Genomic DNA, 26652 nt, shown 5'->3' on the forward strand with positions numbered 1-26652 from the left:
CGGCGTACTCCCACCGTTTCTGGAGCAATATACAAGGCATTCTTGCGAATGGCTGTAGGACGGAGAATGCATTTTTGAGGCGCGGCGTCCTACAAGCGTGGGCGCTTTGCAACAACCTGTTTCATCTGGACAGGAACCCGGCCGCGCGAGATAAGTCCATGACACATGAAATCCGTTCTCGCCCTCATTCCCGTTACCTTGCTGGCAGCGGCTTGTGCTTCGCACGCGCCCGCCGATCCGCAAGCCTCCGCCGAAGCCAACGAGCAATGGCAATCACTGCGCGCCGCGTACACCACGTGCGCCAAGGACCAGGCCGATGCCGGCATGTCCGGCCGCGCCTCGGCGCAGGATCTCGCCGCCTCCGCGCTCAAGGCTTGCCAGCCGCGGCTGGACGCCATGCGCACGGCATTTCGCGAGTACCTGGACGCGCAGATGGTGTCCTCGCATGGCCGCGACGGCGCGCGCCAGGCCGCGGACCGCGTGAGCCGGGATACCGAAGCCAAGACCCGCAACTATCTGGTTCGCTACGTGGAGCGGGAGCGCTACACCGCCAGGCAGTAACGGCATGGATGGGCGGCGTGCATGGGCCGCCGCTCACGCCGTTCTTGCCTCGCATGCCTGAGGGGGATCGCGTACTGTGGTGTAATGCGCGGGCCCTGGCGCGCAAGTCCGGTCCCGTCCGGTTCCGTTCCGGGCCGCGTCGGCCGACGCGGCAGCCGCGCCCCACCAACCTCAAAGCGGTCCCTTCCGATGACTCTCTCTCCCGAACGCCTGCAGCTAGCCCACGAGCGTTTTCTTGCCGACAATCCCGAAGTGGTGGCGCTGCTCAAGGTGATCACTGAGCGCCATGCACGCGCTGCCGGCATGAGCGTGGAAGCCTTCCAGCGCTCCGAACTGGAGCGTGCCATCGGCCGCGAAGCCAGGCTTCGGCGCCTGAGCGTCGAAGAACTGCTGCTTGTGTACCTGGGCGAGCGCGCGGCGCCGGCACCCAGACGCTAAGGGCCCGGGGCTTGCTTTACCGGGCCGCGCGCCGGGCGCAGAAATAGCCAGGCGCAGGCCGCTCCGCCGGTGGCCAGCAGCGCCGAGAGCAGCATGACCCAGCGAAAACCTGCCACGAAGGCGTTGTCCACTGCTTGCCGGACGGCCGCTGTCACGAGGGGATCCGCCACCATCGGGATCTCTATGGCGGCGAGCTTCCCGCGTTGTGCCAGTACGGCCAGCGTCACCTGTGGCGGCAGGGCGCCGGCCGCCGGCGATTGACCAGGCGGCGCGCCAAGCGCCCGCTCCAGCCGGTGGTCGAACACGCGCGCCATCACAATCCCCAGCACCGCAATCGCCAGCAGCGTGGCCACGCGTGCCGCCGCATTGTTGATGCCCGACGCGGTACCGGCCGCGCCCGGCGGCACCGCATTCATGACCGTGGTGGTTAGCGGCGCCACGCTGATCGTCATGCCGACGCCCAGCACCAGCACCGCGGGAAAGAAGGTCAGCCAGTAACTGCCGCCGCTGGCGGGTAGCGCGAACAGGGCAAAGCCCGCTGCCGCCACCAGCGGGCCCACGATCAGGGGTTTGCGCGCGCCGTGCCGGTCCACCAGCCCGCCGGCCCAGCCTGAGAGCAGGAACATCAGCAGGATAAACGGCAGCAGGGCGGCACCGGCGGCCGTCGAGGAATACCCCTGCACCTGGATCAGGTTGAGCGGGAAAAAGAACAGGCCGCCGCCCAGCGCGGCGTAGAGCAGCAGGGTGAGCAGGTTGGCGCCCAGGAAGGCGCGCGAGCGGAACAGCGCCGGCGGCATGACGGGATTCGGTGCGCGGGCCTCCACGATCACGAACAGGCCAAGCGCAAGCACGCCGGCGGCAGCCGGTATCCACACCGCAGGGTGGCCCCAGCCCAGCGCCGGCGATCCGATCAGGCCATAGACCAGGCCACCCAGGCCCAGCGCGGCGAGCAGGCTGCCTGCCCAGTCGAGGCCGCCCGCTTGCCTGGGGCCGCGGCTGTCCGGCACGCGCCAGAACACGATCAGCAATACCGCCGCAGCCAGCGGCAGGTTGACCAGGAAGGCCGCGCGCCACGACAGGTGCTCGATCAGCCAGCCGCCCACCACCGGGCCTAGCGCGGTGGTCATGGCGGTGGCGCCGGACCAGGTGCCGATGGCCTTGCCGCGCCGGCTCTCGTCGAAAGAAGCCGACAGCAATGCCAGGCTGCCCGGCACCAGCAGCGCCGCGCCCACGCCCTGCGCCGCACGCGCCGCGATCAGGTGGCCGATGTTGCCGGCCAGGCCGCACCATGCCGAGCTGGCGGCAAAGATCGCCACGCCCAGCGCGAAGACGCGGCGCCGCCCGAAGCGGTCACCGGCGGCGCCCCCAACCAGCAGCAACGCCGCCAGCAGCAGCGCATAGGATTCCACCGCCCATTGCATGCCGCTCAGGCTGGCGCCGAAGTCCTTCTGCAGCGCGGGCAGCGCCAAGTTGACCACGGTGCCATCGATAAAGGCCATGCTCGAAGCCAGGATGGTGGCGGCCAGCACCCACGGCTCGTCGGCCCTGGCGCAGGGCGGCCCGCCGGGACTGGCCCGGATCGCGGCGTCGTCGCACGGGCCCTGGGCCAGCGGGGTTGTGGACATGTTCAGCGGCAGGCTCGCCGCCCCCCGGTCACGGTGCCGCCGGTTCCAGCGGGCGAAGCTCGCCCAGCATGGTCGGGATCAGCTCGGCCACCGTGGGGTGGATGTGCATGGCGCGCTGGACCACGGTGTACGGCGCGCGCGCATACATCGCGTCGAGGATGCAGTGAATCACCTCGTCGCCGCCCACGCCCAGCACCGCCGCGCCAAGGATCTCGCGGCTGCCGGCATCGACCAGGATCTTCATGAAGCCCTGCGTCTCACCCTTTTCCACGGCTCGGCCCACCCGGGTCATCGGCCGCATGCCCACCAGTACCTTGCGCCCGGACTGCCTCGCCTCGTGCTCGTTCATGCCGACCCGGCCCAGCGGCGGATCGGTGTAGAGCGCATAGGCCGGGATGCGGTCGCCAACGGTGCGGGCGGCTTCGCCGGGCGCCGCGTCCAGCAGATTGGCGGCGACGATCTCGAAGTCGTTGTAGGCGGTATGGGTGAAGGCGCCGCGGCCGTTGCAGTCGCCCAGCGCCCAGATGCCCGGCACATTGGTGCGCAATTGCTCGTCGACCTGGATATAGCCGCGCGCGTCGACGGCCACGCCGGCGCGGTCCAGGCCGAGGTCGTCGGTATTGGGCCGCCGGCCCACCGCCAGCAGCACGTGCGAGCCGACGACTTCGGGCGCGCCATGCGCGCAATCCATCTTCACCGCGACCTCGCCGCCGCGCTGCTCCAGTTCGATGCACTCGGCGTCCAGGCGCAGGCCGATGCCCTCGGCGGCGAGGATGTCGCGCACGGCGTCAGACACATCGGGGTCCTCCCGCTCGATCAGGCGCGGGCCGCGCTGCACAATGGTGACCTCGCTGCCGAAGCGGCGAAACATCTGGCCGAACTCCAGCCCGATATAGCTGCCGCCAACCACCAGCAGATGCCGGGGCAGCGACTCCACACGCATCATGCCGGCGTTGGTCAGGTAATCCACCTGGTCCAGCCCCGGCATCGGCGGCGCCGATGCGCGCCCGCCCACGTTGATGAAGATCTTGCCGGCGCGCAGCACGGTGTCGTTCACGCGCACGGTATCGGGGCCTTCGAAGCGGGCGTGGCCGAGATAGACGGTGCCGTGGTCCAGCTTGCGCATCCACGTTTCCACGCCATGCCTGGCGTTGCCGACCACGCCATCCTTGCGTGCCTTGACCCGCGCCATGTCGACCGTCACCGGCCCGGTGGGCACCACGCCGTATTCGGCCCCGCGCCGCGCCAGGCGGGCGGCATAGGCGCTCGCCACCATGGTCTTGGTAGGGATGCAGCCGTTGTTGACGCAGGTCCCGCCAAACGCCTGGCGCTCGATCACGGCCACTTTCTGTCCGTCGGCGGCGAGGCGCGCTGCCAGCGGGGGACCGGCCTGGCCGGTGCCGATGATGATGGCGTCGTAGTCGATGGTCATGGCGGGGGCTCCTGGGACGGACTGCGATGTGATGGGCCAGCGCCTGGAATCACAGCATTTCGAGCGGATGCGGGCCGCGCGGCGGCGGGAAAGCCACGTCGAGCGCGGCCAACTGCTGTGGCGACAAGCGCAGCGCCAGCGCGCCGTGATTCTCGCGCAGGCGTTCGCGGTGGCTGGTCTTGGGAATTGCGATGACGTTGTCCTGCGCCAGCAGCCAGCCCAGCGCGGCTTGCGCCGGCGTGATCCCGTGCTGCCCGGAGAAGCGGACGAGCCCGGCATTGCGCAGCAGCGTGGCCTGCTCGATCGGCGAGTAGGCCATCAACGGCACCCCGTGCTGGCGCAGCCAGGGCAGCAGGTCCCATTCGATGCCGCGGCGGGCGAGGTTATATAGCAGCTGGTTGGCCGCGACCTGGTTGCCGCCGGGCACGCGCCAGAGCGCCCGCATATCGTCCAGGCTGAGGTTGCTGACGCCGAAATGCCGGACTTTGCCCGCCTTCTGCAGCGCCATGAAGGCCTCCATGGTCTCGGCCAGCGGCACGCCCCCGCGCCAGTGCAGCAGGTAGAGATCCAGCCGGTCGGTGCCCAGCCGGCGCAGGCTGCGCTCGCAGGCGGCCACGGCGGATTTGCGCCCGGCGTTGTGCGGGTACACCTTGCTGACCAGGAAGACCTCGTCGCGCCGGCCCGCGATGGCTTCGCCGACCAGTTCCTCGGAGCGGCCCTCGCCGTACATCTCGGCGGTATCGATCAGGGTCATGCCGAGATCCAGGCCAAGCCGCAGCGTGGCGAGTTCCTCCGCGCGCGCGGCCGGATTCTCGCCCATGTTCCAGGTGCCCATGCCAAGCGCGGCAACGGTTTCGCCGCCAGGCAAAATCGCGGTCTTCATGTGGTAATCCGGTGAAGGAGCAGGCAGGGGCGGGCAGCGTGCGCCGCAAACAGCACGCACGCGACGCCCGGTTACTCACACACACTAGGTAAGGACGGCGCGATGCACAAGGTGCGGCGCAGCGCCGCATTCAGACCACGCCGGTCAGGTAGTACACCGTGATCACGAAGAACACGGCCATGGTCTTGATCACCGTGACCGCGAAGATGTCGCGGTAGGACTCCCGGTGGGTCAGGCCCGTCACCGCCAGCAGGGTGATCACCGCGCCGTTGTGTGGCAGCGTATCCATGCCGCCGCTGGCCATCGACACCACCCGGTGCAGTACGTCGAGCGGGATGCCGGCAGCCTGCGCGCCATGGATGAAGGTGTCCGACATGGCGGCCAGCGCGATGCTCATGCCGCCGGAAGCCGAGCCGGTGATGCCGGCCAGCGTGCTGACGGAGACGGCCGCGTTGACCAGGGGATTGGGGATGCTCTTGAGCGCGTCGCTGACCACCAGGAAGCCGGGCAGGGCGGCGATCACGCCGCCGAAGCCATACTCCGAGGCCGTGTTCATGGCCGCCAGCAGCGCCCCGCCGATGGCGCTCTTGCTACCCTCGGCAAAGCGGTCGCGCACCGCGCCGAAGGCGGTCGCCATCACCACCACGATGCCCAGCAGCAAGGCCGCTTCCACCGCCCAGATCGCGGTCACGGTGGCGATCTGCGTTTCCACGGGCTTGGCCAGGCCGGGCAGCGACACACTGTAGCTGCTGCCGTACCACTGCGGAATCATCCGCGTGAAGACGAAATTGGCCACGCCTACCACCACCAGCGGCAGCAGCGCCAGCGCGGGGTGCGGCAGGTGCCCGGTCTGGCTGCGCTCCGGCTCGTTGCGCAGCGCCGTGCCGTAGCCTTCGCCGCGCGCCATGGCCGCGCGGCGGCGCCACTCCAGGTAGGACAGGCCGACCCCGACGATAAACAGTGAGCCAAGCACGCCCAGCAACGGCGCTGCCCAGGTCGTGGTCTTGAAGAAGGTGGTGGGGATGATGTTCTGGATCTGCGGCGTACCCGGCAGCGAATCCATGGTGAAAGAGAACGCGCCCAGCGCGATGGCGCCCGGCATCAGGCGCTTGGGAATATTGCTCTGCCGGTAGAGCTCCGCCGCGAAGGGATAGACGGCGAACACCACCACGAACAGCGAAACCCCGCCGTAGGTCAGCAGCGCGCAGACCGCCACGATTACCGCATTGGCGCGCGAGCGGCCGATATAACGGATGGCGGCGGCGACGATGGACTCCGAGAAGCCCGACAGCTCGATCACCTTGCCGAATACGGCGCCAAGCAGGAACACAGGGAAATACAGTTTGACGAAGCCGACCATCTTCTCCATGAAGATGCCGGAGAAGACGGGCGCCACGGCGGCGGGCTCGGTCAGCAGGACGGCGCCGAGCGCGGCCACCGGGGCGAACAGGATGACGCTGTAGCCGCGGTAGGCGGCGAACATCAGGAAGGCCAGCGCGGCCAGGACAATCAGGAAAGACATCGGTTCTCCTTGTGTTTCCCGTGCGCGCGGTGCTTTTGGCTCCGCGCGCAACGGACCAGGTGCCGACTTTGCCACAGCTTGCTGCGCTGCGGAATGTCCTGCCTCAAAGGCCGGTGCCGGCCGGTAGCTCCGGCCCGCTGCTCAACCGTGGTGATAGCGGTACTCCTGCGTCAGCCCGCCATAGCCGTAGGTGGCCGCGCGCGCGTCGACAACGTGGATGTACGAGACCGGATGGACGTTGCCGATCAGCTCCGACAGCGACTCGAACACTTCCTTCAGGAACTGCGCCTTCTCGCCTTTCGTGTTCGTTTCATCGGTCACGCTGATATCGAGATGGAAGGCATTGCGGCCGAGCTCCGAGAGCGGTTCGCCGCCGACGATCCAGGCGTCGCGATCGATGTATTGCACGGAGACGACGATGACTTCCGGCTTCTTGCCGAGTACGCGCTGCGTGATCCCGGCCACGGCGGCGGCGCTGCGGCGGGTCAGCGATGCATCGGGTTTGCCGGAGATCTGGAGGTTGATGTGGGGCATGACGGGCTCCTTGGCCTGAGGTTGGCGTTGCTTCGGTTCAGCGGGTAAGTGATGCCATTCTAGGTTTCTGCCTTCCATCGGGAAAACGGGAATTTGCGATATTATCCATCGTCAATACCGAAACATGAGGGAGGTGGTCGATGCGCGCCCTGGAACTCGATCAGCTACGCACCTTCGTCACCGTGGCGGAGGCCGGCAGCCTGTCGGCCGCCGCGCCGCGGCTGTTCCTGTCGCAGTCATCGGTCAGCGAGCAACTGCGCAAGCTGGAGGAGCGCGCGGGCGTGCCGCTGCTCACGCGCGGCAAGCAGGGCGCCTCGCCCACGCCCGCCGGCATGCGCCTGCTGGAACATGCGCGGCGCATCCTGGCGCTGTCCGAACTGGCGTTGCAGGACTTGCGCGGCCATACGCTGGACGGCGAACTGCGGCTGGCGGTGACGGATTACTTCCGGCCTGGCGAGATCGCCGGCATGCTGCGCCGGCTGCGCGAGCGCTATCCCCACCTGCGGCTGCATGTCACCGTGATGAAGAGCGGCATGATCGACGCCGGAGCGCTGACGGATGCCTTCGATATCGGCCTGTCGATGCGGCTGCCGGGCGCCCGCGGCGGCCAGCGGGGAGCGCGCGGCACCGTGCTGCGCCGCGAGGCGCTGGCGTGGGTGGCGGCCGAAGGGGAGGCCGAGGGCATCAGCGCGCCGCTGCCGCTGGTGCTGCTGCCAGATACCTGCTCGCTGCACCAGTACGTGGTGCAGATGCTGCTGCGCCGGCGGCTGGACCATGTAATCGCGCATTCCGCCTCGGGCGTGGCCGGGCTGCAGCTCGCGCTGGCCGCCGGCTTGGGTATCTCCTGCCTGAACGAGTCGGCGATCGGGCCCGGAGTGGCGCGCATCGATGCCCAGACCGTCAGCCGCCTGAAGCTTCCCGCGCTGCCGGCCGCCGAGTTTTACCTGCTGCCCGCGCGGCCCGGCGAGGCGCCTCTGGTGGCGAAGGTGCGCGCGGCCCTGGCGGAGCAATTCGCCTGAAATGGCCTGACCGTTTGCGCGCGGAGACTGCCGGACATGCGCCAGGCATGGACCTGTTTCCAATTGCCTCGCATTTTTGGTCTTTTCGGTATTTTCTCTTTTCCTTAATCGACTAACAGCATGTTGGGTGCTGTTTTGGCCGCTTTTATCGCGCCCGGATATGCATCCGCGTTTTTCATTGACAATTGTTGCCAGTGAAAATGATAATGCGTCGCATTTGTATTTCAATCGTTACAAATCATTACATCGATGCGCCTTATTCTTCGCCCAATCCATGCCGCCGTGCTCGGCGCCTTTGTTTCCCAATCCGCCGTCTTCGGTACCGCGCAGGCGCAGGCGAATAGCACGGCCAGCCTGCCCGAAGTCACTGTGAAGGCCGCCGCTGGCAGCGACCCGGGAGAGGGCTACAACCCGGCCAGCACCGGCAGCGCGACCAAGATCGACGCACCGCTGCGCGATATCCCGCAGACCGTCAATGTGGTGACCGCCGAAGTGATGCGCGACCAGCACGCTACCTCGATCCAGGACGCGCTGAAGAATGTGCCGGGGGTGAGTTTCTCCACCGGCGACGGCCAGCGGGATCAGGTCAGCATCCGCAGCTTTTCGGCCATCGCCGACCAGTTCGTCGATGGTATCCGCGACGATGCGTTGTACTTTCGCGATCTGTCCAACGTCGACCGCATCGAAGTCGTCAAAGGCCCGGCAGCGGTGCTTTACGGGCGTGGCTCGTCCGGCGGCCTGATCAACCGCGTCACCAAGAAGCCCGGCCTCGATGTCACGGATCTGGCGCTCAGCTATGGCTCCTGGCAAAGCCGGCGCGCCGAAGCCGATGTCGGCCGCGTGGTGAACGACGCTGCCGCCTGGCGCATCACTGGCGCCGTGGAGAAGGGCAACAGCTACCGCGACCAGCAGTTCATCGACCGCTTTGCCGTGGCGCCGTCGCTGGACCTGCGCCTGGCGCCCGAGACCACGCTGCTGCTGCAGGCCGACTACCTGCAAGACCGGCGCGTGACCGATTTCGGCATCCCGGCGTACCAGGGCCGCCCGGTCAACGTGCCCGCTTCCACCTACTATGGCGCCGCCAACGCGCGCGACGTGGACTACAGCCAGTCGCGTGTGTACTCCGGCACCGCCACGCTGAACCACCGCTTCAACGAGCAATGGTCGCTGCGCAATGCCACGCGCTACTACCACTACACGCTGGACCGGAACAACACGCTGCCGGGCTTGGTCAACGAGGCGCGCCAGACCGTCACGCTGACGCGCTCGAACGTGGCGCGCGCCGAGCGCGGCTGGTTCAACCAGACCGACCTGATGCAGAAGACCACGCTGTTCGGCATGAAGCACGAGTTGCTCTACGGTGTGGAGATCGGCCAGCAGAACAAGGACCTCGTCAGCTATTCCGCGGGCACGGTGGCCACCGTATCGCTGTTCAATCCTGTGCTTCCCACGCTGCCGCTGAACGGCGGCGCGCTCACCGCCAACAGCCTGGGCACCTTCAAGACCCTCGGCGTCTATGCGCAGGACATGGTGAGCCTGACCGAACACTGGAAGGCGCTGATCGGCCTGCRCCACGACCGTTTCCAGCAAGAGACCGTCGATCATCGCCCCGGCCAGCCTGGCCTGTCGCGCACCGACAACGCCTGGAGTCCGCGCGCGGGCCTGGTGTGGCAGCCCACCAGGACGCAGTCCTACTATGTCTCGTGGAGCCGTTCGTTCCAGCCCTCGGGAGAGGCCTYCGCGCTGGCGGCCAACAACGCCGATATCGCGCCGGAAAGCACGCGCAATACCGAGGTAGGCGCCAAGTACGACTGGCTGGATGGCCGCGCCAGCACTACGGTGTCCGTGTTCCGCCTGGAGCGAAACGGTATCAAGGCAACCAATCCGCTCACCTTGCAGCTGGTGCCGATCGGCGAGCAACGTACCGACGGCGTGGAGCTCACCACCTCGGCGGACCTGTCGCAGGGCTGGCGCGTGCTTGCGGGCTATGCGTATCTTGACGCGCGCGTGACCAGATCGGTTGCGGTCGATGCCGGCCAGCAGGTACAGGGCAAGCGCGCTACGCTGACGCCGATGCACAGCGGCAACGTGTGGCTCACCAAATCGCTGGGCTATGGTTTTGGCGTGGGTGGCGGCCTCAACCTCGTCGGCGCGCGCTTTGCCAATCCGGGCAATACGGTCACGCTGCCGGGCTACGTCACCGCCGATATGATGGCGTGGTACCGCCGTGGTGCGTTCGAGGCGCAGCTCAACCTCAATAACGTGTTCAACCAGGGCTATATCGTCTCAGCCCACGGTACCAGCCCCAACCTGAACATGCCCGGCGCGCCGCGCAGCGTGATGGCGACATTGCGCTACCGGATGTAAGGCTGGCACGGCGGCGCGCCGCGCCGCCGCCAGCCATCAGGTGGATACAGGCGGATTCAGGTGTCGGTCCACTGCCGCAGGAGGTTGTGATAGCAACCCACCAGCGAGCGGCGCGCGCCATCGTCGGCGCCGGTCTGGTTGAGTTTCTGGATGGCGTTGTCGAGGTCGAACAGCAGTGTGCGCTGCGCGTCGTCGCGCACCAGGCTCTGGATCCAGAAGAAGCTCGCCACGCGCGTGCCGCGCGTGATCGGCGTCACCTGGTGCAGGCTGGTGGCGGGATAGACCACCATGTCGCCGGCTTCCAGCTTGACGCTGTGCACGCCGTAGGTGTCTTCCACCTGCAACTCGCCGCCGTCGTAGCTGGCGGGGTCGCTGAGGAACAGCGTGGCCGAGATGTCGGTGCGCAGCTTGCGGCCGTTATGCGGATGGATGCGTACGCTGCCGTCCACATGCGGGCCAAACGTCATGCCCTCGCCGTAGCGGTTGAACATCGGCGGGTAGACGATATTGGGCAGCGCCGCACTGATGAACAGCGGATGCCGTTCCAGCACGCTCAGGATCAGTTGCTGGCACTGCAGCGCCACGTCGGCGCGCTCGTCGATCTGCTGGTTGAACTTGACCGGGGCGCCGGAGTAGCCGCCCGATACGCGGCCATCCACCCAGGCGTCGCCGGCCTGGTCGAGCAGCTCGCGCAGTACGGCGAGCTGTTCCGCATTGAGGACCTTGGGAATGCAGACAAGCATGACGATCTCGGCAGGGTTCGATAGCGGCGCCGGGAGAGGTCCCGGCGTTGCCGCGTGGCGCGACATGGCGCCACGCCACTCTACCTTAGCTTACATGCGGTAGATGAGGGACAGCATCGCCGTGCGGCCGGTGCCCGGCACCGAACGGCCGCCGTCCGACTGGATCAGCGCATCGTAGTACTTCTTGTCGAACACGTTGAACAGGTTCAGGCGCACATCGTACTTCGGCTGGTGGTAAGCAATCATGCCGTCCCAGCGCACGAAGCCGCCCACCTGCACGGTGTTGGTGTTGTTGGCATAGCGTTGCGACATATAGAAGGCGCCGCCGCCCACTTCCCAGTCCTGCAGCACGCGGTAGCTGGTCCATGCCGTCGCGGTGTGCTTGGGCGTATTGGTCGGGACCATGCCCTGGGTGCCGGCGGCAATGCCGTTGACGATCTCGCCGTCCAGGTAGGTGTAGCCCGCGAAGACCTGCCACTTGTTGGTGATGCGGCCGGTGGCGCCGGCACGGAAGCCGCGCACGCGGATCTTGCCGGTCAGCGCGTAGGTGGTGGTATCGATCTGGCTGCGGGCATTGTCCTTGGTGATCTGGAACAGCGCCGAAGTCAGCGACAGGTCGCCGCCCATCAGGTCCCACTTGCCGCCTACTTCATATGACTTGTTCTTTTCCGGGTCCAGGTTCGTCTGGCCCACGGTACCGACCAGTTGCTCCAGCGACGGATTGAACGAAGTGCCGTACGACAGGTAGTAGGACTGCGCCTCGGTCGGCTGCCAGAGGCCACCCACGCGCACGCTGGTGAAGTTGACGGTCTGCTCGGCGTTGGCCAGCGCAGTGTTGCCCTTGGTATTGTTCGAGTTGACCGAGTTGGTGATGCTGGCGAGATATCGGTCGTAGCGCAGCCCGCCCACCAGCTTCCATTGCTTGCTGAATTCGATCGAGTCATTGGCATAGACCGCCAGGGTATTGGCCGAAGCGCCCTGCCGGTTGCCAACTGCGCTCGGCGCGGTAGCCGGCGAGTTGATGTAGGTCGGGTTGACCACCGGTTCGCATGCGGCGTAGCCGCTGGTGCCCGCTGCCGCAGTGGCGGTAGCGCCGGGGTTCAGCGGCACGCCGTTGCAGGTGCCGTTGCGGTAGTAATTCTGGTTGTCATAGCCATCGTGGCCGATCTCGGCGCCCATCAGCACGGTGTGCTTGACCGGGCCGGTGTCGAACTTGGCGGTCAGCTCGGTCTGGTTGAAGATCGAGTAGTCGCGGATATGGCGGTCGTGGCTTTGCTGGCGGACAAACAGCGAACCCAGTGGCAGGGTGGTGGTGGTCAGGGGGGTGAAGCCCTTGGCGTTGACCGTGCCGACGGCATTCGGCGCCGTCTCGCGCGCATTGGTGTTGACGTAGTTGTACTGGGTCTGGTTGCGCAGGCGCAGGTTGGGCGAGATCTTGTGATCGACCGTGCCATTGAGCGCGACGACGTCCTGGATGGTGCGGTCGTCATTGAAGCCGTACGCCGTCTTGCGGTCGACGTTGACCGGATGCCCGTTGATCGCCGGCAGGCCGTAATCGGGCTGGTCCTCGTTATGCTGCAGCAGCGCCGAGAGCGTGATCTCGGTGGGCGTGCCGATGCCCAGGCGCCAGGACGGAGCAAGGCCGAAATCCTTCACCTTGGTCTGGTCGCGCGTGCTCGGTGCGCCGTCCTGCGCCATCGCCGAGATGCGGAATGCCGAAGTCTCGCCGGTGGGCGTGTTGTAGTCGGCGGTGGCGCGCACCAGGCCATTGGTGGTGACCGACCCCGTGACCTCCGTGGCGGCCTTCAGCGACGGCTTCTTGCTGACCTGGTTGATCACGCCACCGGTCGATCCGCGCCCGAACAGCATCGACGACGGTCCCATCAGCACTTCCACCGAGTCCAGCGCGAAGACGTCGCGATAGTACTGGCCGCGGTCGCGGAAACCATCGAGATAAATGTCGGTACGCGCGGAGAAGCCGTTGAGGTTGATGTTGTTGCCGATCTGGCCGCCTTCGGCGCCGCCGATGGTGATGCCCGGCACGTTGCGCAGTGCATCCGTCAGCGAGGTACCGCCCTGTGCATCGATCAGCGCCTTGTTGACCACCGTTACCGATTGCGGAATGTCGCGCAGTTCCTCGGGCAGCTTGCTGATCGAATTCTTGACCGCGTTGTAGTCGTCATTGACGCGTCCGCTTTGCACCACGACCTCTTGCAGCGTTGTCGCGCCCTGGCTGGCGGCAGGCGCGGGAGCGGCCGTCTGGGCCAGGGTGACAACGGGGGTGGCGAACAGCGCGAGCAGTGCAGTCGCGATCGGAGTGCGGCGGTTCATGTCGATTCTCGATTCCGGTACGGCCGTAGGTACGAGTCAGCCGGCGGTTGCAAGAAGTGCAAGCCTGCGGTTCGGACAACGGCGGGAAAAATACGTTTGGGCGATCCGGAATATAAATGCGAATGATTAGCGTTGCAATTCGCGTTGGCTTTTTTTCACAGACATTGGTGTTGGTGTTGAATGTATTTGTTGGAAGACATTAATGCTGTATTTCACAGCTATTACAGCACTTTAATTTCTAATTGCGGAGCATGGGGCGCATTTCAGAAATGAAACAGGCCTGTACGTAACAGGCCTGATGCAGACATTTGCAGTCCTGGCAGACAGGACTGGTAGAAAATTTATTAATCCGCCGTCATATTGGCTTTCTTTGCAATGCGTCCAAGGCGCTCGCGCTCCGACTTGATGAAGGCAATGAAGCTCTCCTGCGTGCCGCCCGCGGGCTCGATGCCGTTGGGGATCAGGCGGTCGCGCGTTTCCTGCGTCTGCATCGCAGCGCTCATCTCGGTGTTCATCTTCTTCAGGATGGCGGGGTCCGTACCCTTGGGCGCGAACACGCCGGCCCAGTGGCCGATGCGCACTTCCGGCATGCCTTGCTCGGCGGTGGTCGCGATATTCGGTGCCGCGCTCATGCGCTTGTCCCAGGTCGCGCCCAGCGCCTTGAGCTTGCCGGCCTTGATGTTGGGCAGCACCACCACGCTGGCCTCGGAGGTGGCCGTCACCTGGTTGCCGATCACCGCGGTAATGCTCTCCGAACCGCTCTTGTAAGGCACGACAGTCAGCACAGCGCCTTTCTCCTTGAGCATCTCTTCGACAAAGTGCGGCGTGCTGCCGCTGCCTGCGGTAGCGAAGTTGGCGCCCGATGCCTGCTTCTTGGAATACTCGACCAGTTCCTTGAGGTTGTTCACGGGTAGCGACGGCGATACCACGATCACGGAGGGGCTCACCGCTACCAGTGAGACCGGCACCAGGTCGTCCGGCGCGTAGGGCATCTTGCTGCGGATCAGGCTGTTGGTGACGGTGCCAACCGCGCCGACCAGGAAGGTGTAGCCATCCGGTTTGCTCTTGGCCACATAGTCCGCGCCCACCACGCCGCCGGCGCCGGGTCGATTCTCGATCACCACCGCCTGGCCGAGCCGCTTGCCAACCGCGTCGGCGGCAGCGCGCGCCACCAGGTCGTTGGCCCCGCCCGCGGTGAACGGCACGACAAACTTGATCACATGCGTCGGCCACGCATCGGCGGCGTGGGCCGGCATGGCGAGGCCGGCGGCGGCGAACAGGGCGGGAACGGCAAGGGTCAGCGCGCGGCTGGTGGCGGGGATACGCATGGTTGTCTCCATTGGCTGTTTTAGGTACCGGGCGCCTGGCCAGGCCAACGTTGTGGCCAGCGCTACGCCGAGCGACCGATGATAACCAGCGAAGCTGTCAATTCRCTGAATCTGCGCATGCGCTTCCATAAGCGCTCCACTGCCTCCTCCCGCTTGCCGGGGTTGGCGACTACTGGCCGTCCACGGTCTGTTGCGCCAGCCAGTTGCGGAACGCGCGCGCCGCCGCGGCTTCCGCGCGGTCCTGGGGCCACACCGCGTAGTAGCCGCCGCCCAGGCTTGCGCTCGCTTCGCAGGCGCGCACCAGCAGCCCCTCGTGCAGGCAGCGGTCGATCATGTGCCGCCACCCGAGGGCGATGCCCTGGCCCTCGATCGCGAGTTGCAGCAGGATGGGATATTGGTTGGCCACCAGCTTGTGTGGCGGGCGCGCATCGGCTACGCCGTTATGGGCCAGCCATGTCTGCCACGACATCCATTGGCGCTGTCCGTCTTCCAGCATCAGCAAGGTCTCGCCGGGGAGGTCGGCAGGCTTGAGCCGGCGGCCGTCCAGGTACTGCGGGGCGCAGACGGGGAACACGTCCTCGTCGTAGAGGCGGCGCGAAGCCAGTCCCGGCGGCGGGCCTTCGCGCAGGTAGTACAAGCCCACGTCGAACTCCGCAGGCGACAGCGACGCCAGGCTGTCGTTGATGAGCAGGCGCAGGTGGATGTCGGGATGCGCGGCACGGAATCGCGACAGCCTGGGCGTGAGCCATAGCACCGCCACGCCGGAGGAACAGGCCACCGTCAGCTCGCCATGGCCTTTGCGCTTCATCACCTCCTCGGTAGCTTCGGCGCATGCTGCCAGCAGCCGCTGCACTTCCTCGGCATAGGCCTGGCCGCTCACTGTCAGGCGCAGCGCGCGCGGCTCGCGGATAAACAGCTTCTTGCCCAGGAAGTGCTCGAGCTGGGCAACCTGCCGGCTGATGGCGCTTTGCGTCAGATGCAGTTCGGTGGCGGCGCGGGTGAAGCTGCCGTGGCGCATGGCGGACTCGAAGGCGACCAGGCAGGGCAGGGGAGGAAGGGGGGAGATGCGCATGGCGGCGAGTGGGAGGGTTCAGTCGCCATGATAGTGCGCGGAGGGCTTGATTCGGTGCTACAGGTTTGCTCCCCCCCGCTTGCGGGATGGGGCGGGTGCTCGTTATGCCGTCGTGCTGAAGAAAACTGTTGGCTTTGCTTCAGGTGGTTCCTAGCTAAGCCACCCCTCTCCCCAACCCTCTCCCCCGAGGGGAGAGGGCGTGACAGCCGTCGTCATTGCAGACGGTTCTGGCGCATCTTTGTCGGCTTCGTCTAGTGCCTTGGGGTTCAGCCAGGCTGGCGATGCAGTTGCCCCGCCTGCATCACCATCGTCAGGTGCTCGCCCTGGCCGCAGAGCAGCCCGATGTCCGCCAGCGGATTGCCATCCACCGCGATCAGGTCGGCCAGCGCGCCTGCTCGCACGGTGCCCAGCTCGCCTTCGCGCTGCAGGATGGCGGCCGCAATCGAAGTGGCGCTGCGGATCGCTTCCAGGTTGCCGAGCAGTTCCGCGCGGATGCGGAACTCGTCCGACTGGTCCTGGTGCATCTCGCCCAACAGGTCGGAGCCAAAGCCCATCGGTACGCCCGCTTCCGCATAGATGGCTAGCGAGTCGCGCCCGGCCTGGCGCACGGTCTCGATCTTCGCCACCGATTCCGCCGGCAGGCCCAGCCGCGCACCGTCGCGCGCAAGCGACTCGTAGGTGACAAGGGTGGGCACCACGAAGGCGCCATGCTCGCGCATCACGCGGGCGGCGGCGCGGTCGACCAGGTTGCCGTGCTCGATGGTGCGTACCCCGCAGCGCACCGCGCGCGCGATGGCGCGGCCGGTGTAGGCGTGCGCCATGACATAGGTCTGGGCCGCCTCGGCCTCGGCCACGATGGCGCGGATCTCGTCTTCGCTGTACTGCGTGTTGYCGATCGGATCGGTGGGCGAGGCCACCCCGCCGGATGCCATGATCTTGATCTGTGTGGCGCCTTTCTGGATTTCTTCGCGCACCGCCAGGCGAACCGCTTCCACGCCATCGGCCACACGGGCGATAGCGCCGGCGCGGAAAGCGCACGAGCATGGCTCCAGCACGTCGGCGCGCGGGCGGAAATCGCCGTGCCCGCCGGTCTGGGACAGCGCCTTGCCGGACGGGAAGATGCGCGGGCCGGGCACCAGGCCGGTCTCGATCGCCTGCGACAGGCCCCAGTCGGCGCCGCCGGCATCGCGCACGGTGGTGAAGCCGCGCTCCAGCATGGCCTTCATGATCGGCATGGCGCGGAACGCCACCAGCACATTGGGTTGCACCGCGTTCAGTCCGAGGTTGGCCAGCGACGCCAGCACGTGCACGTGGCAGTCGATCAGCCCGGGCATGACGGTCTTGCCGGCAAGGTCGATCACCTGCGCGGCGGGCGCGTGGATCGGCGTGGCCGACACCTCCGCGATGCGCTCGCCTTCGATCAGTACATCGTGGCGTTGCAGGAGACTGCCGCGGGCGGGGTCGAGGACGTTGYCGCCCCTGAGTAGGATCTGTTTCATACGAGATACCAGATGAACAAGATGAACAAGAGCTGGAACTAGACGGGTTGCGCGGCTTGCACTTGCACGGTTTGCAGGTAAGCGGGCTCGCGCACCAGGCGCGTGCCGGCCAGGCTGATGGCGGCGGCAAACATCACATAAAAGGCCGGCGCCATGGTGCTGCCCGTGCTGGCGATCAGCCAGGTGATGATGAAGGAAGCGAAGCCGCCGAAGATGGTGACCGCCAGGTTGTAGGCCACCGACAATCCGGTCGACAGCACCTTGGCCGGGAAGAGTTCGGAGAACGCGGCCAGGATGGGGCCGGTGTAGGTGGCGATCAGCACGCCGAACACCAGTTGGAAGACCACCAGCGAAGCCAGCCCCGGCGCCTGGTTGATATAGACGAACATCGGATAGGCCAGCACCAGGATCAGCAGCGCCGAGCCGGACAGCAGCACGCGGCGTCCGATGCGGTCCGCCAGCATGCCGACCAGCGGCGCGCATACCATGATCGCCAGGCCGCCGACCATGCCGGCAATGAAGCCGGTGGACTGCGGCACATGGAGCACTTTGACCGAGTACGTCGGCATATAGAACAGCAGCACGTAGGTGCAGACCGTCCACAGGATCACCATCGAGAAGCTGGCCGCGGTCTGGCGCGGGTAGTCGCGCAGCACTTCGGCCAGCGGCGACTCGGACTTGTCGGTGGCCTCGCGGAACGTCGGCGTCTCGTCGAGGTGATGGCGGATGTAGTAGCCCACCGGACCAATCACGATGCCGAGCAGGAAAGGCACGCGCCAGCCCCAGCTATTGAGCGATTCGGTGCTCAGCGCGGAGGTCACGAAGGTGCCGACCGCGGCGCCCAGCAGCACCGCCACGCCGATGCTCGCCTGGATCCAGCTCGAATAGTAGGCGCGACGTTCGACCGGTGCGTACTCGGTCAGGAAGGCGGTCGCGCCGCCCATCTCTCCGCCGGCGGAAAAGCCCTGCAGCAGGCGCGCCACCACGATCAGCAGCGGCGCGAAGACGCCGATCTGATCAAAGGTGGGCGCCAGGCCGATCATGGTGGTGCCCAGCGCCATCAGCAGGATGGTCAGAGACAGCGCTGCCTTGCGGCCGACGCGGTCGGCGTACACCCCGAGGATGATGCCGCCGACCGGCCGCATGAAGAATCCCACGCCAAAGGTGGCAACCGCCAGCAGGAGCGAGGACAGATCGTTGCCGGTGGGAAAGAAGAGCTTCGCGATGATGACGGCGAAGAAACTGTAGACGGTGAAATCGAACCACTCCAGACCGTTCCCGATCACGGTGGCGACGATGGCGCGGCGGCGCTGCGAGCCGCTGACGTTCGGTGGCGCTTCTGGACGGGCGCTTGCGTGCATGACTTCCTCCTGGTTGGCGGCGCCGGTGCGCGAACCGCTTCGGTACCGGGTCGGCGTGGCAGCGCCGCCCGGCGCGGTGGGGGGATGAAACGGYGCACGGCAGGTAAGGCCGATGTTAGGAGCCGCGCCGTCACCCTGAAAACGAATTCTGCGCATGTCGTCATGCGGGCAGCGCATGGCAATCGGCTGGCTGAGTGGTCGGGCGGGAAGCGAGGCGGCAGAGCCGGAGGCGGCGCGAAGGCGGATCGGCCGGGACGGGTTGCCGAAGGACGGAGAGGCAGGCGAGGCGCTGAGACGATGCAACGATGAAGGCAGGGACGGCGCAAGGACTGCGCCGTGGGTTGCCAGGCGGTGCCGGTACCGCCTGGCACGCAGGCTAGCGTTCGCGTTCCCAGGTCTGGGTGCGTCCCAGCAGGCTGATGCCGATGAAGCCGCGCACCTTGAGCTTGTTGCCGTCGTCCGCCAGCGACATCTTGGTCTTGTAGAGCTTGCCGCTTTCCGGATCGAGGATCTCGCCGCCACTCCACTCGTTGTCGCCGGTCTTGCGCAAGCCCGTGATGATGGTCATGCCCATGATGGGCTGGTCGCGGCGCGAGTCGGTGCACTTGTCGCATACCTTGGGCTTGCCGTCGCTCTTGCCGTCACTCTCGCCGAAGCTCTTGACGAGCTTGCCGCTGTAGACGCCGTTATGCTCGCTGATCTCCACCAGGCCGCGTGGCTTGCCGGTGGCGTCGTCGATGGTCTTCCATGAACCAGCCGGGGTGGCCTGGGCCAGCGCCGCGGCGCTACCCAGCAGCGCACCGGCGAGCACGGTGACGCGTGCCGCCATGACGGCGGCGCGTGCGACGGAGCGGGGGGCAGTAAAGTGCATCGGGATCTCCTGTTTGGGTTGGGGCGCGCCATGACTGCGTGCCGTGGCGCTACCAGGATCGTCACCGGCCGGATTCGGCGAGCCTGGCGGCGCGGGTACGCCAATCTACTGGTGATAGGCTCGCGCCGCAATCTCCCGGCCGTGTTTGCGTACGCATCAAAGCGAGCTGGTCGCTCGCCGGAAACCGGCGTGGTTGCTGGTTGCTGGCGTATTCTGTCATGCAGCAAAATTGTCTGCCGGCGGCACTTGAAGCAATCCTCTAGGCGGCATGTTCCGTGCGGCGCCGCCATGCCTGCGGCACCTGTCCGGCCACGCATCGTAGTCGCCATCGCGGAGTCTCGCTTTGCTTTGCGCGACGAGTGCGCGCATCGCATTGAACGCCTGGCGAACCTCTTCATCACGCACTGCGCGTTCGGCCTGGTAGAGAGTGCCCGACTCCGCGCGACACTACATGCAGGGTCCGGGATGCCTCGTCGGTGAACAGGTCGATGCTGTCGATTGCGGATGCCGGCCGATGGAGGGCACGCAGTCGTCTCGCGTGCATCGATGGAGCCGCGCGATGCATGCAAGACGCTGTGTCCGAACCTCGCTTGCGTGCGTGTGTCGCAATGACGATTCTCAGACCGTTGCGTCGGCGCATCACTGTTCAAGCAGCACGCGAGCGTGCGAGCCGGACTTCGATGCGCGCATCGTCCGCGCATCGCGCCGTGTCTTCCATGCACGGCTGCACGAAGGCCCGGTAGCTGCATGCGCGGCGCTAGTTCGTACTCGCGCGAAGTGTGAGAGGACGATGCCGCGACGCGTGCGCGCAGTTATCTGTCGGGCATTCTTGGTTTCCCGAAAAGCCTTTGTTCATGCGGGTTTCCGGCGTTCGTGAAACGTCGTGAAGCGCGCCGTCGCCGCGCGTCGAGTGCGTACCGGCAGCGATGCTCGCGTGAATAAAACGGAGCGCGCCGGCGATGGTTTTTCATTCGCTCGACGCGGCATCAGCGATGCGTCGATCGTGTGCGCGAGGAGCGATGCGCATTCGCGTCCGACGCGGTGAGAGCGTGTCGCGCGCATGCAAAGACGAGGCGAGCGGAGCGCGGCGATGAAGACGATGAAGTTGTCATGCTCGCGCGCAAGTTTTTTTGCACTTTTTTCTTAACATCGCGCAACAAACGAATTATGATTCGCCTTGACAAGAGTCTCACTTCATTGCATGGCTGCGAGGCAGGCAAGGCAGCAGATGGAACGATGATGTTGGACGTGATGCCGATCGACGAGCGCCACCCACTTCGATGCAATGGAACAGGTAGCTCAGGAGCACTAGAACTTTGACGCAGACCAAGCCGTACTGGTTTACTAAAACGCGTGCAGTCTCCTTTGGCCCAGTAACGGGATGGGCGAACTACCCCCAAACGAATGCCGTACGTGGTGCGCGTGGCTTTGCCCGCATCATGGAAATGCCGGCCGATATCTCTTCTTTTCATGCCGCGTGCCGATCCGGCGGATGGCGCGGGCAGATCGAATATTCCAGGGCGCGGCAAGCGTCAGAAGCCCGGCTGCGGGCTCCGCTTGGCCACTATCGCACCGCTCGCCGCGGTGCCCCTGACACCGAATTCATTAGCGTGGGGTCGCAATGTTTCCGTGCGCCGATGAATCGCTCGCTCGATTGGGGTCGCATCGCGGTAACGCGCCTCGGGTCGGTCGGGTCGCCAACTTAGGTCATTCGATATTCACTCTCTAGTGAAGGAGTTATCCATGGCAACGACTGCAAAGAAGAAACCGGCGGCTAAGAAGGCCGCCAAGCCGGCCGCCAAGAAGGCAGCCGCCCCGGCCAAGAAGGCCGCTGTGAAGAAGGTCGCCGCCAAGAAGGTAGTGGCGAAGAAGGCTGCGCCGGCCAAGAAGGCTGCAGCACCGGCCAAGAAGGCCGCCGCCAAGAAGGTCGTAGCGAAGAAGGCAGCGCCGGCCAAGAAGGCAGCGCCGGCCAAGAAGGCCGCCGCCAAGAAGGTCGTAGCGAAGAAGGCCGCACCGGCCAAGAAAGTTGCAGCCAAGAAGGTTGTCGCCAAGAAGGCCGCACCGGCCAAGAAGGTAGCCGCCAAGAAGGCCGCACCGGCCAAGAAGGCAGCTGCACCGGCCAAGAAGGCTGCTGCTGCCAAGAAGGCCGCACCGGCCAAGAAGGCTGCTGCCAAGAAGGCTCCGGCCAAGAAGGCTGCCGCCAAGAAGGCTGCGCCGGCTTCGAAGCCTGCCGCTGCGCCTGCTGTCGCACCCGCTACGGCTGCCAAGACCGCGCTGAACCCGGCTGCGGCATGGCCCTTCCCGACGGGCACCCGTCCGTAAGCGTGCCGGCAACGGCCAGCGCTGGGAATTGCCAGGGCACGCATCGCGTGTCGCACTGACCGGATACTGCGTATCCGGTCCGCAAGACGTCAGTCTTGCCAACCCGCCGATGGTGAAAGCCCGGCGGGTTTTTTCATGCGCGCCCGGGCACCGGATCACCCTGGCGATTGCGCATTTGAACATCCGGAAAGCAGGAGAGGCGTAGATGGCCGCATGGTGCCGCCAGGGCAAGGGCTCCGGGCAAGATGAGATCGTGGTGACGGTGCATGTGCAGCCCGGCGCCAGGACGACCGCGGCCGCGGGCGAGTATGACGGTGTGCTGAAGATCAGGTTGGCGGCACCGCCCGTGGACGGCAAGGCCAACGAAGCCCTGTGCCAGTGGCTGGCCGCGTCGCTGGGCCTGCCGCGCCGTTCGGTCACGCTGAAGAGCGGTCAGGCCTCACGACGCAAGACCCTGGTGCTGGCCGCGGCGGGGCGGGATCCCGACGAAGTGGCCGCGACGTTGCTGGCGACAGGAAGCTGAGTGCATCCGGACGGCCAGGCCGTCGGCCTGCTTCCACAGGCGAGGCTCGGGCGGGCGCGGATCGCGGCAAGAAAAAAGCGCTGCCTCCGTAGAGGAGGCAGCGCTTTGGCAGGTCAGGGTCGGGGTTGCGGCCCGAGGTCGCCTTAAACTGTCGCAGGCGCCGTTGGGCGGCCTTCTCGTACCCGTGTAGCGCCAGCCCCCGCTGCAGCGGACAGGCGCGCTGCGCGCGGCCCGGGTGCCGTGCTCAGTGCGTAACGCGGGTCGTGCCGCCGGAAGACAGCAGGCGCACGCGTTCGCCCGGGCGGAAGGCTTCGTCGGCGTCCTGGACAATGGCGCGCATCTCGCCGTTGTCCAGTCGCACGGTGATCTCCAGGCCACGGCGCTGGTTGATCTTGTTCTCCGCCATGCTGCCGGCGATACCGCCGAGCACCGCGCCCAGCACGCCCGCGGCTACCGAGCCGCCGCCGCTGCCGATGGTGCTGCCGGCGGCGATGCCGCCGATGGCACCGCCGGCGATGGTGCCGGCGCCCGTCTGGTTACCCTGGATCAGCACCTCGCGCACGGTGTCGACCACGCCGTAGCGCAAGGTCTGCTCGCGCTGAGCCTGGCCCGGCGTATAGATGCTGGCGGAGTTCGACTGCGAAGCGCAGCCGGCCACCAGGGTGGCGGCTGCAGCGAGCGCGATGGCGCTGGTGCGAAGCAGGGTATGCATGGGATCCATCCCGTAAAGGTGTTACTCGTAGCGATAACCAAAAGCCGACTGGAAGCGTTCACCGATTTCGTCGCGCGACGGTTTGTGGTTCTGCGGACCCTGGTGCGCGATCTTGATGGAACCCATCAGGCTGGCAAGGCGGCCTGTTGTTTCCCAGTCGAAGCCCCGTTCGATGCCGTAAAGCAGGCCGCCGCGGAACGCATCCCCGCAGCCCGTGGGATCGATGACCCGATCCGCTTTTACGGAAGCGATATTGTACTTCTGCTTGTTGGCGAAGACGCTCGCGCCCTGCTCACCGTGGGTCACGATGAAGGCCTGGACTTGCGCGGCAACTTCCTCGCTGGTCCAGCCGGTACGCGACAACAGAACTTGCGCTTCGTAGTCATTGACCGTCACGTAGCTGGCGAGTTCAACGAACTGGCGGAGGTCGTCGCCGTTGAACAGCGGCATGGCCTGGCCCRGGTCGAAGATGAASGGCACGCCGGCCTCGGCGAACTGACGGGCGTGGTGCAGCATGCCTTCGCGGCTGTCCGGAGCGACGATGCCCAGGGTAGGCGCGTTGCTGCCGCCGAGCGCATCCTGCACCTGCGAGAGCTGCGACTGGTTCATCGCGCCCGGGTGAAACGCCGTGATCTGGTTGTTGTCCAGGTCGGTGGTGATCATGGCCTGCGCCGTATAGGTATCGGGCAGGGTACGGATGTGCTCGGTGCTGATGTCGAGCGCGCGCAGGTACTGCAGGTAAGGCTCGGCGTCGGCGCCCACGGTGGCCATGACCACGGGCTCGCCGCCCAGCAGCTTCAGCGAGTAGGCGATATTGCCTGCGCAGCCGCCGAACTCGCGGCGCATGGACGGGACCAGGAAGGACACGTTCAGCATGTGGATCTGGTCGGGCAGGATATGTTCGCGGAAATGCCCCTCGAACGTCATGATGGTGTCGTAGGCGACGGAGCCACAGATCAGGCTGGACATGCTCTCTCCAATTCTTGCAGTGCTTGCTATGGGGCGCCCGCTCGTGGCGGTGCCCACTGAATGTAAAAACGGCCACCCGGTCATCCGGGTGGCCGCGCCTGGCTGGTGGCGCGCTTACTTCAGCGCGGCCAGTGCGGCGTCGTAGTTCGGCTCGTTCTTGATTTCCGAGACCAGTTCGCTGTACTTCACGTTGTCGTTTTCATCGAGCACCACCACGGCGCGCGCTGTCACGCCGGCGAGCGGGCCAGTCTTGACGTCCACGCCGTAGTTACCCTTGAAATCGGCGCCGCGCATCAGCGACAGCGGCACCACGTTGGCCAGGCCTTCAGCGGTGCAGAAGCGGCCCATGGCGAAGGGCAGGTCGGCCGAGATAGTCAGCACCACGGTGTTGGCGAGGCCGCTGGCGGCTTCGTTGAACTTGCGCGCGGAGGCCTGGCACACCGGGGTGTCCAGGCTGGGGACGATATTGAGCACCTTGCGCTTGCCGGCGAAGTCGCCCAGCGTGACGTCCTTCAGGTCCTTGCCGACCAGCGAGAACGCGGGGGCCTTGTCGCCTGCTTGCGGAAATTTGCCGCCGACTTCGATGGCGTTGCCGCCGAGGGTGACGTTGCTCATATGTGCTCCTGTGTGAAATGCGGGCCCGTGATTCGGGGGCGCCCGGGATGAGCGGCGGGCCCGTGTGGAATTCAGGGGTAGAAGATCAGCACGCGGTAGTTCGCCGCCGCCTGCTGCGAACGGAATCGTACCCGAACCGGAAGCTCCGTGCCTGCGCGCAGGCCGTGCGTGGCAAAGGCCTGCTGTCCGGCGTCGAGATAATCGGCCGGCTGCAGTACCTTGCGCAACAGCAACTGGTCCTGCAGGTCGGTCATGACCAGCTCGATGGCCGGCAGTGCCACGGTCGCCCGGCCCTGGTTGCGCAAGGTGACGGCAAGCAGGTATGCGTCGGAGTCCTCGTCCTGCTTTTGCAGCAGCGAGCTTTCGATGCGCAGGGCGTCGATGTCGCGCCACGGCGCCACCTCGCATCCCAGCGGTGCGCAGACCGCCTCGAAGGCCGGGCGCAGCATCGGGAAGCGCCCCGACAGCTGGCTGCGCGCCAGATAGGTTACTTGCACCAGTCCTGCCAGCACCAGCAAGGCGATCGCCAGGCGTTGCAGCGTGCGCTTGCGCCGGGCCGGGCCCGGCCCGCGCTCGCGTGCGTGCCGCAGGAAGTCCGGCGCGAAGGCCGGCGCCGCGGCCTCCTCGCTCGCCGCCCGCAGGCGCGACGCCTGTTCGCGCGCCACGGGCTCGGGAATCTCGGGAAAGTCGCTTTGCGCTTCGGCGCGCAGGTAGCCGCTCGCGCTCGGGACCGCCGCGGCGTCGGCTTCGGCGCGGGCACTGGCGGGGGCGTGGCCGGCGGTGGCTACGTCGTTCACCGCATCGCTGGCTTGCGCCGTGTCCGCGGTATCGGCGATGTCCGCGGCATGCGTTGCATCGTTGTCGCCGGCCGCTAGTGGCGGCAGTTGCGCCGCATGTCCATGGGCGGCCTGCGCTTCACGTTCCGCATCGTCGTCCAGGGCGGTGGCCCCGGCGATGGCCTGGGGCGCGGCCTGCGGTGGCAGGTCGTCGGCCAGCGTCCCGGGGTCCAGTTGTGGCCAGGGGGTGGCTTGCGGCGTGGCGGCGGGTGTGTCGCCCGCTGCCGGGACGCCGGCTTCGTGCCAGGCGTCGGCGGCGGCACCGGCTATGTCGGCTACGCTGGCTGTATGCGTTGCATCGGATGCTTCGGTTGCATCGGCTAACTCGGTTGCCTGGGTTGGTTCGACTGCTTCAGTTGCGCCAGATGCTTCGATTGCCTGGTCCGTGGCGGAAACGTCAGCCTCCTCGCCATCGACAATGCCGGGCACGAACACGGCGGAAGCCGCTTCCTCGGCCTCCACGGCGCCTGTTTCCGGCTCCGCCTGCAGGTTGACGGCGTGCGCAGCCTCATCGGCTTCCGCTTGCGTCTGGTACAGCATCACGGTGGGCGCGTCGAGCGCCGGCACGTCGTAACCGGGATCGAAGCCGGGATCGAAAGGAGGGATGTAGGGGCGGTCCTCACCGGATTCGGCAGCCTCGTCATGCGGCGCTTCCTGGGGCGCGGCGAGGGCCTCGGCAGCATGCGGGCCAGGCGCGTCAGGTGCTGCCGTTTCAGGGGGCGCCTCGGCATGGTGCCGTTTGCGTGGGGTTCGCGGCGCGCGCCCGTGTGCCGTGTCGTGAGCACCCTCGATCGCTTCTTCGTGGGACTTCTCGTGCGGCGTGCGCGGCGAGCGGCGGTGGGGCTTTTCCGGGGCCGTCTCCTGCGGCGGCGCTGGGGCAGCCACGCTTGCGGCAGCCTCGGCGGCGACCGCGGCCTCGCTGGCCGGTTCGGGCGCCGGCAGTTCGATCAGGTGTTCACGCGCGTCGAAAACGGTGTCGCACTGGCCGCAGCGGACCAGGCCCTGCCGCAGCCGCAACTGATCGGCAACCAGCCGGAACGCCGTGCGGCAGGCCGGGCAACGCGTGACGAGCTTGGCTGCGGCCATTGG

Annotated in this window: 22 protein-coding genes; 6 read left to right on the forward strand and 16 right to left on the reverse strand. The window is 66.5% G+C overall.

The window, feature by feature from the left end:
* The first annotated feature begins 165 nt into the window (after positions 1–165).
* On the forward strand, positions 166–561 hold the full coding sequence (locus tag AC1DN0_RS12245; protein ID WP_428178970.1) for a hypothetical protein: 396 nt from the start codon (positions 166–168) through the stop codon (positions 559–561).
* A gap of 189 nt (positions 562–750) precedes the next feature.
* Complete coding sequence (locus AC1DN0_RS12250; protein WP_441625559.1) at positions 751–999, forward strand: DUF6388 family protein; 249 nt, start codon at positions 751–753, stop codon at positions 997–999.
* Here the strand turns inward: AC1DN0_RS12250 and AC1DN0_RS12255 are convergent.
* The 5 genes from AC1DN0_RS12255 to AC1DN0_RS12275 all read right to left on the reverse strand — a co-directional run bounded on the left by AC1DN0_RS12255 (position 996) and on the right by AC1DN0_RS12275 (position 6995).
* Positions 996–2624: an MFS transporter gene (locus AC1DN0_RS12255; protein ID WP_441625557.1), complete on the reverse strand. Its 1629-nt coding sequence runs from the start codon at positions 2622–2624 to the stop codon at positions 996–998. The genes AC1DN0_RS12250 and AC1DN0_RS12255 overlap by 4 nt on opposite strands.
* 28 nt (positions 2625–2652) lie before the next feature.
* Positions 2653–4056, reverse strand: a complete 1404-nt coding sequence (locus tag AC1DN0_RS12260; RefSeq protein WP_441625555.1) for an FAD-containing oxidoreductase — start codon at positions 4054–4056, stop codon at positions 2653–2655.
* 49 nt (positions 4057–4105) lie between these two features.
* Complete coding sequence (locus AC1DN0_RS12265) at positions 4106–4939, reverse strand: aldo/keto reductase (RefSeq protein ID WP_441625553.1); 834 nt, start codon at positions 4937–4939, stop codon at positions 4106–4108.
* Positions 4940–5069: 130 nt separating this feature from the next.
* Positions 5070–6461 (reverse strand): GntP family permease, encoded by a 1392-nt coding sequence (locus AC1DN0_RS12270; RefSeq protein WP_441625551.1) that lies wholly within the window; start codon positions 6459–6461, stop codon positions 5070–5072.
* A gap of 141 nt (positions 6462–6602) precedes the next feature.
* A complete protein-coding gene (locus AC1DN0_RS12275; protein WP_441625549.1) occupies positions 6603–6995 on the reverse strand; it encodes a tautomerase family protein in 393 nt (130 codons plus the stop codon).
* A gap of 140 nt (positions 6996–7135) precedes the next feature.
* Here AC1DN0_RS12275 and AC1DN0_RS12280 point away from each other — a divergent pair, with 140 nt between their 5' ends.
* The gene (locus AC1DN0_RS12280) at positions 7136–8014 is read left to right on the forward strand and encodes a LysR family transcriptional regulator (RefSeq protein ID WP_441625547.1); all 879 of its coding nucleotides are present in this window, start codon (positions 7136–7138) and stop codon (positions 8012–8014) included.
* A 249-nt stretch (positions 8015–8263) separates the two neighbouring features.
* On the forward strand, positions 8264–10381 hold the full coding sequence (locus AC1DN0_RS12285; RefSeq protein ID WP_477145749.1) for a TonB-dependent receptor: 2118 nt from the start codon (positions 8264–8266) through the stop codon (positions 10379–10381).
* A 56-nt stretch (positions 10382–10437) separates the two neighbouring features.
* Here AC1DN0_RS12285 and AC1DN0_RS12290 read toward each other — a convergent pair whose 3' ends face one another.
* The 7 genes from AC1DN0_RS12290 to AC1DN0_RS12320 form a co-directional block, all read right to left on the reverse strand.
* On the reverse strand, positions 10438–11124 hold the full coding sequence (locus AC1DN0_RS12290) for a Fe2+-dependent dioxygenase (RefSeq protein ID WP_477142803.1): 687 nt from the start codon (positions 11122–11124) through the stop codon (positions 10438–10440).
* Between the two features lie 90 nt (positions 11125–11214).
* The gene (locus AC1DN0_RS12295; protein ID WP_441625541.1) at positions 11215–13455 is read right to left on the reverse strand and encodes a TonB-dependent receptor; all 2241 of its coding nucleotides are present in this window, start codon (positions 13453–13455) and stop codon (positions 11215–11217) included.
* Between the two features lie 344 nt (positions 13456–13799).
* The gene (locus tag AC1DN0_RS12300; protein ID WP_441625539.1) at positions 13800–14783 is read right to left on the reverse strand and encodes a Bug family tripartite tricarboxylate transporter substrate binding protein; all 984 of its coding nucleotides are present in this window, start codon (positions 14781–14783) and stop codon (positions 13800–13802) included.
* A gap of 169 nt (positions 14784–14952) precedes the next feature.
* On the reverse strand, positions 14953–15855 hold the full coding sequence (locus AC1DN0_RS12305; RefSeq protein ID WP_441625537.1) for a LysR substrate-binding domain-containing protein: 903 nt from the start codon (positions 15853–15855) through the stop codon (positions 14953–14955).
* A 266-nt stretch (positions 15856–16121) separates the two neighbouring features.
* Positions 16122–17354 carry a metal-dependent hydrolase family protein gene (locus AC1DN0_RS12310; RefSeq protein WP_477145750.1) on the reverse strand — a complete coding sequence of 411 codons (1233 nt, stop codon included), beginning with the start codon at positions 17352–17354 and terminating at the stop codon, positions 16122–16124.
* 38 nt (positions 17355–17392) lie between these two features.
* The gene (locus tag AC1DN0_RS12315) at positions 17393–18715 is read right to left on the reverse strand and encodes an MFS transporter (RefSeq protein WP_441625533.1); all 1323 of its coding nucleotides are present in this window, start codon (positions 18713–18715) and stop codon (positions 17393–17395) included.
* Between the two features lie 376 nt (positions 18716–19091).
* Complete coding sequence (locus tag AC1DN0_RS12320; RefSeq protein ID WP_441625687.1) at positions 19092–19544, reverse strand: DUF2147 domain-containing protein; 453 nt, start codon at positions 19542–19544, stop codon at positions 19092–19094.
* Positions 19545–21329: 1785 nt separating this feature from the next.
* Between AC1DN0_RS12320 and AC1DN0_RS12325 the strand changes: the two genes are divergently transcribed.
* Positions 21330–21908: a histone H1-like DNA-binding protein gene (locus AC1DN0_RS12325; protein WP_441625531.1), complete on the forward strand. Its 579-nt coding sequence runs from the start codon at positions 21330–21332 to the stop codon at positions 21906–21908.
* 205 nt (positions 21909–22113) lie between these two features.
* On the forward strand, positions 22114–22431 hold the full coding sequence (locus AC1DN0_RS12330; RefSeq protein WP_441625529.1) for a DUF167 domain-containing protein: 318 nt from the start codon (positions 22114–22116) through the stop codon (positions 22429–22431).
* Positions 22432–22675: 244 nt separating this feature from the next.
* Here AC1DN0_RS12330 and AC1DN0_RS12335 read toward each other — a convergent pair whose 3' ends face one another.
* From AC1DN0_RS12335 to AC1DN0_RS12350, 4 genes are all read right to left on the reverse strand, one after another.
* Positions 22676–23143: an outer membrane lipoprotein gene (locus tag AC1DN0_RS12335; protein WP_441625527.1), complete on the reverse strand. Its 468-nt coding sequence runs from the start codon at positions 23141–23143 to the stop codon at positions 22676–22678.
* Positions 23144–23164: 21 nt separating this feature from the next.
* The gene (locus AC1DN0_RS12340) at positions 23165–24112 is read right to left on the reverse strand and encodes a carbohydrate kinase family protein (RefSeq protein ID WP_477145751.1); all 948 of its coding nucleotides are present in this window, start codon (positions 24110–24112) and stop codon (positions 23165–23167) included.
* 114 nt (positions 24113–24226) lie between these two features.
* Positions 24227–24727, reverse strand: coding sequence for a thiol peroxidase (gene tpx / locus AC1DN0_RS12345; protein WP_035875481.1), 501 nt, complete (start codon positions 24725–24727; stop codon positions 24227–24229).
* Positions 24728–24798: 71 nt separating this feature from the next.
* Positions 24799–26649: a DUF3426 domain-containing protein gene (locus AC1DN0_RS12350; protein WP_477102592.1), complete on the reverse strand. Its 1851-nt coding sequence runs from the start codon at positions 26647–26649 to the stop codon at positions 24799–24801.
* Positions 26650–26652 lie beyond the last annotated feature (3 nt).

The sequence above is a fragment of the Cupriavidus sp. 05N39 genome (assembly GCF_056397325.1).